The sequence below is a fragment of the Dickeya sp. Secpp 1600 genome (assembly GCF_003049805.1).
GTDB lineage: Bacteria > Pseudomonadota > Gammaproteobacteria > Enterobacterales > Enterobacteriaceae > Dickeya > Dickeya fangzhongdai.
Window position 1 is genome coordinate 3,274,057 of sequence record NZ_CP023484.1, and the last position, 12,598, is coordinate 3,286,654.

Below are 12,598 nucleotides of genomic sequence, written 5' to 3' on the forward strand. Positions count from 1 at the left end.
CTTACATACCAAGCTTTTCGAAAATCTTACTCAGTTTTTCTTCAAGCGTAGCGGCAGTAAACGGTTTAACAACATAACCACTGGCACCAGCCTGTGCTGCAGCAATAATATTCTCTTTCTTTGCCTCAGCGGTTACCATCAGAACGGGAAGCTTGGAAAGCGTGCCATCGGCACGGATAGCCTGCAACAGCTCAAGTCCGTCCATATTAGGCATGTTCCAGTCAGAAATGACAAAATCGAAACCGCCTGAACGGAGCTTGTTCAGAGCATCAGCGCCATCTTCCGCTTCTTCCACATTGTTGAAGCCCAGCTCTTTTAGTAGATTTCGAACAATACGACGCATCGTCGAAAAATCATCCACTACTAAAAATCTGAGTTCTTTATCAGCCATACCTACTCCTAATATTATTGCTCACCCGGAGCTGCTATATACGTAATGCCTGTCCGGCAGAAACTTGTGCCAGCATCCGCTGACTCACCTGGTGCAAATCCACCACCTCATCGACACCACCGAGTGCAATAGCCTCTCGCGGCATACCGAATACCACACAGCTGGCTTCATTTTGCGCGATCGTATACGCCCCCGCTTTATGAAGTTCCAGCATTCCCGCGGCCCCATCATTTCCCATGCCAGTTAGGATTACTCCTACCGCATTTCGCCCGGCGTACTGTGCAACAGAGTGGAACAGTACGTCAACAGAAGGACGATGACGATTAACCGGCGGGCCATCATGCAATTTTACCTGATAGTTCGCACCGCTACGCGCCAGCTCAAGATGGCGGGCGCCAGGCGCGATATACGCATGCCCCGGCAGGACACGTTCACCGTCTTCGGCCTCTTTCACTGTAATCTGACACAGTTTATTTAACCGCTCAGCGAAAGACTTGGTAAATCCCGGCGGCATATGCTGAGTAATCAGCAACGCCGGGCTGGTCGGCGGCAACGGCTGTAAGACATGCCTGATCGCCTCGGTGCCGCCGGTTGAGGCGCCAATTGCGATCAGTTTTTCACTACTAAGCAACGGTGTACTGGGGATCAACACCGTAGGCGCAGGCGCCGCGTTGCGCTGGGGCAAACGAGCCTTGGCAGCCATACGGATTTTTTCCGCGATCAGTTCACTGTATGCCAACATCCCTTCGCGAATGCCCAACTGAGGCTTGGTAACAAAATCGATCGCCCCGAGCTCAAGCGCCCGCAAAGTAATTTCCGAACCTTTACCGGTCAGCGAAGACACCATCACCACCGGCATCGGACGAAGTCGCATTAATTTTTCAAGAAAATCAAGGCCATCCATACGCGGCATTTCCACATCGAGCGTCAACACCTGCGGATTGAACTTCTTGATTAAATCGCGCGCCACTAAAGGGTCAGGTGCAGTGGCAACCACCTCCATATCGGGATGACTATTAATGATTTCGGTCATGATCTGACGCATTAGCGCAGAATCATCAACACATAATACTTTTATTTTGCTCATTATCTTTCCTTAGCCAGCCCATAAACAGTCTGCCCGCGCAGGTAAAATTCCCGACTGATCTGACTGAAGTTCTCTGAATGCCCGGCAAACAATAATCCGCCCGGTTTAAGCAGCGGAACAAAACGACGCAAAATGCGCTCCTGGGTCTCTTTATCAAAATAAATCATTACGTTACGACAAAAAATCGCATCAAAAGGCGCTGGCAGAGACCACTCGGGAGCCAACAAATTCACTTGCTGAAAATGTATCATGTTCGCCAGGTCCGGCCGAACACGGACCAACCCGCTGTGCGGCCCGGTTCCCCGCAAAAAGAAACGCTGCATCTGCTGTGGAGAAAGCGAACGCAGATCTTCCTGCCGGTAAATGCCGGCAGACGCTTTCTCTAAAACCTGTGTATCAATATCGCTGGCTATGATCTGACAGTTACTGGCACGGTCGCCATAGACTTCAGCCAGAGTCATCGCCAATGAGTAAGGCTCTTCTCCCGTAGACGCAGCGGTACACCAGATGCTGTACCCTCCGGGCCGTTTACGGGCGTGCTCGGCAAGAATGGGGAAATGGTGCGCCTCACGAAAAAACGCCGTCAGATTGGTCGTTAACGCATTAATAAATGCCTGCCATTCGGCACTGTTCGGGTCCGATTCCAGCAAAGCAAGGTACTGACCAAAATCGTTGATTCCCAGTAAACGCAGCCGTCTGACCAGACGGTTGTAGACCATCTCACGTTTATGATCGGCCAGCACGATGCCGGCGCGCTGATAGATAAGCTGGCTGATTCTTCGGAAATGAACATCAGACAGCGGCAACCGTTCAACCATCTGACTCAAAATAGATGTAGAACCTGAACGATTTGGCGATGGTGTATTTTTCATATCTGACCGCCCGAAAATGGATAGATGATTTTATTGTTTTCCAATCAGACTTCCCATTATAGCTATTACAGGTCTCATGCTTTAATCTCCGGCATCTTCTTATGCGATGAACCGGATACCGCCCAGAATACCAGCGGGAAGCATGCTTTTATCAGCCCTTCTCCGACGGATTAATGGCGGTAATCATGCGATGGTTTACATTGATGCCTTTTCGGCATTGTTCATCGTGAAGATTGCTCACCGAAAAATAATGCAACCCTTATCGTCGCCATACGCTTCTGAGTGCGATCAGCCGCATCTGACTGACAATCACGCCCAGAATGCCGTTAAAATACGCCTATACAGTTGGCATTACTTATATCAATCGGCCGTATTAAACCTTTCTTTAACTAAAGAAGCGTCATAACGGTAACAAAAATTAAAACTGCAACCTTTGTCTCAAAACCACAGCCGTATCAATACCGGCTGCGTAACATTAAGGCACAGAATCCCTTAAAAATATCTTAAGTAAACATCATCCAATATAGCCTCTCCCTGCCATTTTTTTGTTCCGTGATGCAACTTTCATTAGTGAGAAAAAAGAAAGCTGCAAAAATCATCAGATGAAAATCTATACTCAGCATTGCTATTGTTGCTCAGGATAAATTTTCATTATTGCTTGTCTATTTATCGGATGGGCCGATAACCTGGCCCATCCGATTCAGCGATTAAAAGGTTTCCCAGTTATCGGTGGTTTTACTGGCTCTGGCCTTTTTCTCTTTCTCTGCGGAAGCCGGCGTTGCCAGGAGAACCGGTTTGGAAACCGGCGCCCGTGAGGCAATCGCAGCGGGGCGTCCGGCCGCCATCGTAGCATCCGACAAACGGAATACGGCCACTGCCTGATTCAGTACCCGAACCTGCTCTTCAAGCGCATTCGCCGCAGAGGCAGATTCTTCCACCAGCGAGGCGTTCTGTTGGGTAACGCGGTCCATCTCGGTCACCGCCAGGCCAACCTGATCGATACCGCGGCTTTGCTCCTCAGACGCAGAAGCAATTTCGCCCATGATGTCAGTAACGCGCGTGACGGCACCGACGATCTCGCCCATGGTTTCCCCGGCACTTTCGACCAGTACGGAACCTTCTTCAACCCGATTTACCGAATCCTCAATCAGAGATTTAATCTCTTTTGCCGCTTGAGCGCTGCGTTGGGCCAGGTTACGCACCTCGCCTGCCACAACAGCAAAGCCTCTTCCCTGCTCTCCGGCTCTGGCCGCTTCAACAGCAGCGTTCAGCGCCAGGATATTGGTCTGAAAAGCGATACCGTCGATCACGCTGGTGATATCAGCAATCTTCTGCGAACTGCCAGCAATGTTATGCATGGTTTTCACCACGTTATCGACAACCTTGCCGCCTTTCTGCGCTGTTTCGGAGGCGCTCAACGCCAGTTGGCTTGCCTGACGCGCATTCTCGGCGTTCTGTTTCACGGTGGATGTCAACTGCTCCATGCTGGCCGCAGTTTCTTCCAGCGCCGCAGCCTGCTGTTCGGTTCGTGACGACAGATCACTATTGCCAGCGCTGATTTCCGATGCGCCGGTATAAATGGCTTCTGCTCCCAGCCGAACCGCACTGACCGTCGTAAAGAACTCAGTCTGCATATGGCGCAGGCTATCCGCCAGAATCCCCATTTCGTTCGTACCATGGAAATCAATCCGGGTAGTCAGGTCGCCTTTCGCCATATGCCGGATATGTTCAATAAGATTGGTCAATGGCTGAATAAGTGAACGATTGATACCCAGCCAAACAAGCAGCGCCATCACGACAACCAGTATCGCTACCGATATCAGCAACCATAATGCCGTTGAATAAGCCGAATTATTTTCCTCTACGGCATTAGCATAGACTTTGTCGTAAGATTCTTTGTAAGAATAATAGGCCTTCTCGAACTTGTCCTGAAAACTTTGAGTCGGCTGATCAAAAAACTCCTTCAGCCTACCGTTAGAGATAAAAACAATCAGTTCGCTTAACGCGCTGTTCAACGTGGTGTAATTATCTTTCACCACTTGAGCTACAGCCGGATCCTGCTGATTGGTATAAGGGATCTTTTCATAGTTGGCGAAGTGAGTGTTGGCGATAACCAGCTGTTTTTTCGCTAGTTCAATCAGCTCCTTGGCTGATACGCCGCCAGATGCCCCGCCTGATGCGTCCATGGCATAACGTGTTCCTGCACGGTTCAACGTGTTACGAGTCTGCAATAAATAAGACCAGGTAGATTCCAGTTCTGATTTCTGCTGATTAATAATTCGTGTCGTCGTGAAGATATCTCTGTCCGACTTCAGTGCATTAAAAAATAACCCACCAGAAATGATTTGAAGAGCAATGAATAGTCCAAGAACGATAACGATCCCGGAAACAACTTTTACACGATTCAGCATATTAAGCCTTAATAACAACGATCATTGATGCTTGTGCATCTCTATAACTTTTGAATTCCAGAGATTGAGGGTATCAAATGACATGGGCCACCGAAGTGGCCCAATATGGCTGGTTTATTAAACCTTCATGACGCTATCAACCAGCGCCATTTCCTCGCTACTGAGTAGCTTCTCAATATCAACCAGAATCAGCATACGCTCGCCCAGAGAACCCAGTCCGGTGAGGTATTCCGTCGACAGGGTCACCGCGAACTCCGGCGCCGGACGAATTTGATCAGCAGTCAGTGACAACACGTCAGACACGCCATCAACCACGATGCCCACTACACGCTGTCCCAGATTCAAAACAATGACGACCGTATTGTCATCATAGTCGACTTCCTGCTGCATGAACTTGATGCGCAAATCGACGATCGGCACGATGACGCCGCGAAGGTTGGTAACACCTTTAATAAAGCTCGGCGTGTTGGCAATACGAGTGACCTGATCGTAACCGCGAATCTCTTGAACCTTCAAAATGTCCACGCCGTACTCTTCGTCACCCAGCGTGAAAATCAAAAATTCCTGACCTACTGTCTCGCCTGCTAATTTTGTGACATTTGCAAGTCCAGTCATGTTTCTCACCTTTAATCTATAGCTGTAATTTGCTGTTAAGCTGCGGTTTCAACCACACGCTTTTCCCGATAAAGCGCCTGCAACGCAGAAACATCCACAATCAGCGCTACGCTACCATCACCCAAAATAGTTGCGGCTGAAACGCCTGGCACCTTGCGATAATTGCTTTCCAGGTTCTTCACAACAACCTGATGCTGACCAATCAACTGGTCAACCAGCAAGGCATAACGACGGCCGGCACTCTGCAGGATAACAACGATACCCTGAGTGGCATCCGTTTTTGCTCCGGCGACATCGAATACCTGATACAGCTCAACCAGTGGCAGATATTCGCCACGGACCTGCAGCACACGCTCTCCTCCAGCCAGAGGATACAAATCCTCGGCCTGCGGCTGCAGAGACTCCATAACCGCGTTAAGCGGCAGGATAAATACATCACTATTGACCTTGACCGACATCCCATCCAGGATCGCCAGCGTCAACGGCAGAAGAATGCGGATGGTGGTTCCCTTACCTTTCACGAAATGAATTTCAACATGCCCGCCCATCTCCTGGATATTTCTTTTCACCACATCCATGCCCACGCCACGACCCGACACATCGGTCACTTTCTCGGCAGTAGAAAAACCGGGAGCAAAAATCAGCATACCGACTTCTTCGTCAGTCATGCTATCGCTCACCGCCATCCCCTGGGACAGGGCTTTGGCCAGGATACGTTCACGATTCAGACCCGCACCGTCGTCAATCACTTCGATACAGATATTGCCGCCCTGATGTTCCGCAGACAGCGTCAGGTTTCCGACAGCCGATTTGCCCGCTTCAATACGTTTTTCCGGTGACTCGATACCATGGTCCAGACTGTTACGTACAAGGTGCGTCAACGGGTCAATAATACGTTCGATCAGGCTCTTATCCAGCTCGGTTGAACTTCCCAACTGGGTCAGTTCAACTTCTTTGCCCAGCTTGGCGGCCAGGTCGCGAACCAGACGCGGGAAACGGCTGAATACATATTCCATCGGCATCATACGGATCGACATCACGGACTCTTGCAGGTCACGCGCGTTTCTTTCCAACTGCCCCATGCTATTAAGCAGGTCGCCATGAGCGACCGGGTCCAGCGCACTGGAGCGCTGAGCCAGCATGGATTGAGTAATCACCAGTTCACCAACCAGGTTAATGAGCTGGTCAACTTTTTCCACCGCTACACGGATACTGGTGTCACCGGCTTTTTGTCTGCCTTTGGCTGCATCATTGCCGCCTGCAGGCTTGGCCGCCGGTGCAGCCGCCACTGGCGCAGCAGGCTGAACGGGGGCAACTGGCGCAGGCGCAGGCTCAGTCGGCTCGACCACCGCAGCAACTGGCGGAGCAGCGTCGGCTGGCGCTGCCTGAGCGGCAGATTTGAAGTTGATTTGGTCCGGCTCCAGCACAAAACACAGCACAGCGCTGATGTCATCTTCACTGGCTGACGTTTCCAGCGTTAACTCAACACTGTTGCTGGTCTGCGCCGTATCTTTTACCGTACCCAGATTCCCCAATTCTTCAAGCAACTGAGGAATATCTGACTCTTTCAGGTTGGTAAGGGCAATACGCAATCCCGAATGACCGCCGGCGGAAGCCGGCGTAGGGGACGCGGAAACCGGTTGTTCAGCATTTACCTTGACAGAGGCCGCTCCGGCAGCACCATCATCTTTGGACTCCAGAGCAAGCTGGCGCAGAGCCTGACAGATATACTCAAAGCTTTCGGCGTTGGGCTCTTGCGAGGTTTTGTAAGCATCCAACTGATCCTGCATGATATCTTTGGTTTCCAAAAACAGGTTGATGATATCAGTGCTCAATCGCATTTCACCGCGTCTGGCACCATCCAACAGGTTTTCTAATATGTGTGTGGTTTCCTGCAATACCGTGAAACCGAACGTTCCCGCGCCCCCTTTAATCGAGTGAGCAGCGCGAAATATGGCATTCATCTGTTCCGTATCGGGCGCTAACGGATCAAGTTGCAATAAATGTTGCTCCATGTCCGCCAACAATTCATCTGCTTCATCAAAGAATGTTTGATAAAAAGCACTCATGTCCATGCTCACGTGGGTCACCTCTGCTGTGAATCGCGGCTTGTTGAAGAAGGTGTCGCCTGGCTATCAGGTGCTGCTGGCAAAGCTGTAGTAGGCTGCCGACGTCCTGTCGTCGACGCGCCATTCGCCCCCGATGCCGGCGCCGTCGTTGCCGGTGCTTGGGCTGGAGCCACAGTTGAGCCAGATGCAGGCGTCCCATTGGTTTCGGGTTGTGGTGTAGCCGTACTGTTACCGTTATCGGCAGGCGCGGTAGCAGGTTTGGCCTTTTCCATCCCCATGTTCTGTAAATTCTCTATTTTATCAATGTTTACTGCGCTGCTTTCAGCATTTTCACGTTCGATGTTTTCCTGCGCCTGCTTGTTCAGGACAACCAGACTGATTCGCCGGTTGATGGCATCGCTGCCTCCCTTCGCCTGCTTTAAATTCATCGTGTCGGCCATACCAACTACGCGTAAAACCTTGCCCTCAGCCAGTCCACCAACAATCAGTTCGCGCCGGGAAGCATTAGCGCGATCGGCCGACAACTCCCAGTTGCTGTAGCCACGCTCCCCCATTGCATACTGTGCATCATCAGTATGGCCCGATAAACTGATTTTATTGGGAATATCATTCAAAATCGGCGCGATGGCTCGCAAAATATCGCTCATGTACGGCTCAACCTGGGCGCTGCCGGTTTTAAACATTGGGCGATTGTTACTGTCAATAATTTGAATGCGTAGCCCCTCATCCACCATTTCAATCAACAGGTGCGGGCGTAACGCTTTAAGACGGGGATCGGCCTCAATCAACTGATCGAGCCGCTCCCGCAGTTTGTTCAGTTTGATTTCCTCAAGACGGCCATCCATGGTGTCAATCTGCCGCTTCACATCGCCTTCTTGCTGAGTAGGATCCGAACCGCCGCCCGGGATGGGGTTGGAGGCATCACTCATCTTCGGACCGGACGTGATGGCAATTTTCAATGGCGTGCGGAAATATTCGGCAATCTGAGCCAACTGGGAAGGTGAGGAAATGGCAATCAGCCACATGACCAGGAAGAGAGCCATCATAGCGGTCATGAAGTCGGCATAAGCAATCTTCCATGAACCACCATGATGAGCGGCATGCCCCGATTTACGTTTTTTGCGGATAATGGGATGCTGGTGTTTCATGCGTCATTTTCCGATGCCTGCTGTGCCGGTGCCTTCACATTACGAATATGCTCTTCCATCTCGGTAAATGAAGGACGCACTGTTGAATAAAGAGTTTTACGACCGAATTCAACAGCAATCTGCGGCGCATAACCATTCAGGCTGGATAACAGTGTCACCTTGATGCACTGAAGAACCTTGAGCTTCTCTGAGTTCTTCTGACGTAACAGCGACGCCAGCGGCGACACAAAGCCATATGCCAGCAAAATCCCCAGGAACGTACCCACCATCGCATGGGCGATCATCATCCCCAGCTCGGCTGCAGGACGATCAACAAACGCCAATGAATGCACAACCCCCATGACCGCCGCCACGATACCGAATGCCGGCAAACCATCCCCCATCAGGTTCAGACTGGTGGCCGGCACTTCAACTTCATGTTCGACAGTTTCGATCTCTTCATCCATCAGCGTTTCGATTTCAAACGCATTCATGTTGCCGCTGACCATCAGTCGCAGATAATCCGTGACGAACTCTACGATATAGTTATCAGAAAGGATGCGGGGATAATTCGAGAAAATCTCACTCTCTTTTGGGTTGTCGATATCAAACTCCAACGAAAGCATACCCTGCTGGCGGGATTTGGCCATCAACCGGAACAATACCGCCATCAGATCCATGTATACGGCTTTCGTATATTGGGATCCTTTCAACAGCGTGGGAAGCGCTTTCAGCGTCGCCTTTATCGCTTTGCCGTTGTTACCAACAATAAACGCACCAGCAGCCGCGCCACCAATAATCAACAGTTCCGAAGGCTGATACAACGCCCCCAACTCGCCACCCACGATAAGATAACCGCCAAGTATGGAGCCTATAGTGACAAGATAACCCAATATAACCAGCACAAGAATTCCTTATAGATAGTAAAAGGGTGGCGGAGAGAGTTATAAATGCAGTCTTACCAACGACTTATTTGGAGGGAATACTGCCATCGGGCAATGAACGCGCGATGACAGAACCACAAAATCGCCATCAGGCTCAGACTGCATGTTTAACCTGTTCGTCCAGCAGTTGAGGTATCATATCGGCAACATTCGGCGAAAGTTTACGTCTTTTTACTGCTCTGGAGGGTGGCTGGCATAAACTGCAGACAAAACTATTCTTGGGCTGATGTGCATGGGTAATAAACATCCCCTTGCAGCAATTACATGAGGACAGCTGCAGCATGCCGCTATCCACAAAACGAACCAATGTCCAGGCGCGGGTCAACGCCAGCAAAGGCACATCGCTTTGAGGAGCACATTGCTCGAGGTAAAGGCGATAAGCCTTGATTACTGCCTCGACACCGGTGCATTGTCCATTTTTGAGTAAAAATAGATAGGCGTTATAGAACATGGAAGAATGGATATTCTGTTCCCATGTCATGAACCAGTCGGTAGAAAACGGCAACATTCCTTTAGGTGGAGGGCTGCCTCGTAATTCTTTATAAAGCTTGATTAAGCGACCGCGACTTAATTGCGTCTCGCTTTCCAGCATCTGCAGGCGCGCACCCAGTGAAATGAGTTCCATCGCCAGCTGGATATCCTTAGCTTCCTGAACAATACTTTTCTCCGCCATCATTATGCCCTTTTCTTAGGCAAGCCTTCTTCTTTTGAAGACAGCTCTTGTAATAAATGACTCGACAATAAAATACCGGTATGGATCTGTTGCAGATCATCAACCCGGGATTCTTGTGTTAATAACTTAATCGTATTGTGATCACTGAAGCGGAAATGACATATTAGTTGATTGGTTTCAGCGAGCTTTACCATTTGCGGCAAAGTCAGCTGCATCAATGCCTCAGCCATTTCTTCATTGATACCCAACCGGAACATCGCTGATGCTTTTTCGTCGTTTATTAATCGCTGAGCCAGTAACAAATAAGACAAATTGATGTCATAAATGTGCTTGAGCAATTCAGAGGTACCCATATTCCCATCCCGACAGACTATGTTTCAAACATAAGTTAGGTGATAGACTGCTCACCCGCTAAACAATCACTCTCCATAGGTGGCATGAAAACTATCGGTGCCAGATAATTCTACTACTTTATAATCTTCTAATATGACGAAAAATACAGCATCAACATTGATGCGTCTGAGGCTCCATCTCTTCATAACTCCAGGCTCATCCTTTCTCTGTATTGCGTCCAACATAGAACGTAGGATTAATCCTAATCCTCCGCCACTGTACCGCCTTCGGCCTGACTCATACAACGCAGGCATATCAGCATTTTGATAATTATGTGATCTGCATCACAAAAATGAAAGAGGCAAAACATAATATTTCACTGATTTTTACCCTGCTGTGAAATTTTCCTGAACACAATATGATCACAACAGGAGAAAAAAACTCCCCGCAATAGAGTTTCGTTCAGTATGACAAAATCAATTAATTGATTTTAAAAGTAAAAAATTGACACAGCTGCTTATCAGATTAAACCCCGATTCTACAACCACTTTGATTTACATTAATATTTCTAATTTTATCACCAAAGTTACTATTTCATTAGTGTATTTTATGTCCATATAACGAAACACTGGAGCCATTTTCATGCTGGATTTTGAGTATTTCAACCCGACGAGAATCCTGTTTGGGCCAGGCAAACTGGCTGAGATTGTCAAATACATTCCGGAAAATGCCCGCATACTAATAACTTATGGCGGAGACAGCGCCAGAAAATACGGCACGCTGGATGAAATCCGACAGTTATTGACCCATTATACCTGCTTCGAATTCGGCGGTATTGAACCCAACCCGCAATATGCGACGTTGATGCGCGCAGTCGACGTCGTAAAGGCGAACAAGATTGATTTTTTGCTGGCGATAGGTGGCGGTTCGGTGGTCGACGGAACCAAATTTATCGCGGCCGCGAGCACACAGGCTGATATCTGGAATACCTGGCTTGCCAGGGCACCAATCCAGTCTGCGTTGCCGATCGGGTGCGTGATGACATTGCCGGCGACCGGTTCGGAAATGAATGCAACGGCTGTGGTATCCCACAAGCAATCCGGCGCCAAAGCCGGCTATAGTCACCCGCTGTTGTTTCCCAAGTTCGCTGTTCTCGATCCGCGGAAATCCTACACTTTGCCATCGCGTCAGGTTGCGAATGGCGTAGTGGATGCATTCGTACACGTGCTGGAGCAGTATCTGACCTATCCGGTCTACGGCAAAGTGCAGGATCGATTTGCCGAAGGGTTATTGCTGACATTAATAGAAGAAGGCCCCAAAGCCATACAGGCACCGGAAAACTATGATGTTCGCGCGACGCTCACCTGGAGCGCCACGTTGGCCCTGAACGGACTGATCGGCGCCGGCGTGCCTCAGGACTGGGCAACGCACCGTATCGGTCACCAGTTAACATCGCTTTTCGGGTTGGACCATGCGCAAACGCTGGCGGTACTTCTGCCTTCGCTGCTTGATGTGCAGCGTCGCACAAAGCATGACAAGCTGGTGCAGTACGCCCAGCGAGTATGGAATCTTACCGCTGCGGATGAGGAAAGCCTGATTTCACTGGCTATCGAGAAAACACGGGAGTTCTTTGAAACCATGGAAGTGAAAACCCGAATGCGCGACTACAACCTGCCCGAATCCGCAATTGACGATATTCTGGCGAACCTGGAAAAGTTTCATTTGTTGCCGCAGGGGGAACACCAGGATATTGACCGTGCCGCCGCCCACCGAATTCTGCGTCAAAGTTATTAAACCGCCGTTCCTGATTAGCCGGACACCGTAGTCCAATGCGTCATGCGCGTATGCCGTTTCCGGGTACGCGCCTTCCCGTTTTTAGACATCCGTCACGCCGATTAATTGCCTAATAATTGAAATATATAAATAACAGGATCCGATATGCCTCTGCCGCCAGATTCGTGATCGACATCGCATTGAAATTCATGAATGTTTCACATTATATGCCGATGTTAGATTATGTTGGTATTTGAGTACGGATCGCCACACAGCTGTTTCCAGAAACAAAAAAACACCCAA

At 49.6% G+C, this 12,598-nt stretch carries 11 protein-coding genes; 1 reads left to right on the forward strand and 10 read right to left on the reverse strand.

Annotated elements, in window-relative coordinates:
- Window position 1: 1 nt before the first annotated feature.
- The 10 genes from cheY to flhD all read right to left on the reverse strand — a co-directional run bounded on the left by cheY (window position 2) and on the right by flhD (window position 10,542).
- Entirely contained in the window at window positions 2-391 is a 390-nt protein-coding gene (gene cheY, locus CPA59_RS14465) for a chemotaxis response regulator CheY (protein WP_013318519.1), read from the reverse strand.
- Window positions 392-425: 34 nt separating this feature from the next.
- On the reverse strand, window positions 426-1,478 hold the full coding sequence (locus tag CPA59_RS14470; protein WP_013318520.1) for a chemotaxis response regulator protein-glutamate methylesterase: 1,053 nt from the start codon (window positions 1,476-1,478) through the stop codon (window positions 426-428).
- Window positions 1,478-2,350, reverse strand: a complete 873-nt coding sequence (gene cheR, locus CPA59_RS14475) for a protein-glutamate O-methyltransferase CheR (RefSeq protein WP_013318521.1) — start codon at window positions 2,348-2,350, stop codon at window positions 1,478-1,480. Before cheR ends, CPA59_RS14470 begins: the two co-directional genes overlap by 1 nt.
- Window positions 2,351-3,057: 707 nt before the next feature.
- A complete protein-coding gene (locus tag CPA59_RS14480) occupies window positions 3,058-4,761 on the reverse strand; it encodes a methyl-accepting chemotaxis protein (protein ID WP_107759798.1) in 1,704 nt (567 codons plus the stop codon).
- A gap of 117 nt (window positions 4,762-4,878) precedes the next feature.
- Window positions 4,879-5,376 carry a chemotaxis protein CheW gene (gene cheW / locus CPA59_RS14485; RefSeq protein WP_013318523.1) on the reverse strand — a complete coding sequence of 166 codons (498 nt, stop codon included), beginning with the start codon at window positions 5,374-5,376 and terminating at the stop codon, window positions 4,879-4,881.
- A 35-nt stretch (window positions 5,377-5,411) separates the two neighbouring features.
- Window positions 5,412-7,445 carry a chemotaxis protein CheA gene (gene cheA / locus CPA59_RS14490; RefSeq protein WP_174213773.1) on the reverse strand — a complete coding sequence of 678 codons (2,034 nt, stop codon included), beginning with the start codon at window positions 7,443-7,445 and terminating at the stop codon, window positions 5,412-5,414.
- A 17-nt stretch (window positions 7,446-7,462) separates the two neighbouring features.
- The gene (motB, locus tag CPA59_RS14495; RefSeq protein ID WP_038919582.1) at window positions 7,463-8,593 is read right to left on the reverse strand and encodes a flagellar motor protein MotB; all 1,131 of its coding nucleotides are present in this window, start codon (window positions 8,591-8,593) and stop codon (window positions 7,463-7,465) included.
- On the reverse strand, window positions 8,590-9,477 hold the full coding sequence (gene motA / locus CPA59_RS14500; RefSeq protein WP_038667872.1) for a flagellar motor stator protein MotA: 888 nt from the start codon (window positions 9,475-9,477) through the stop codon (window positions 8,590-8,592). The genes motB and motA overlap by 4 nt, the downstream gene beginning before the upstream one ends.
- Window positions 9,478-9,610: 133 nt before the next feature.
- A complete protein-coding gene (flhC, locus tag CPA59_RS14505; protein WP_038669508.1) occupies window positions 9,611-10,189 on the reverse strand; it encodes a flagellar transcriptional regulator FlhC in 579 nt (192 codons plus the stop codon).
- Between the two features lie 2 nt (window positions 10,190-10,191).
- Complete coding sequence (gene flhD, locus CPA59_RS14510; RefSeq protein WP_038667870.1) at window positions 10,192-10,542, reverse strand: flagellar transcriptional regulator FlhD; 351 nt, start codon at window positions 10,540-10,542, stop codon at window positions 10,192-10,194.
- A gap of 622 nt (window positions 10,543-11,164) precedes the next feature.
- Between flhD and CPA59_RS14515 the strand changes: the two genes are divergently transcribed.
- The gene (locus CPA59_RS14515; RefSeq protein ID WP_107759800.1) at window positions 11,165-12,316 is read left to right on the forward strand and encodes an iron-containing alcohol dehydrogenase; all 1,152 of its coding nucleotides are present in this window, start codon (window positions 11,165-11,167) and stop codon (window positions 12,314-12,316) included.
- Window positions 12,317-12,598 lie beyond the last annotated feature (282 nt).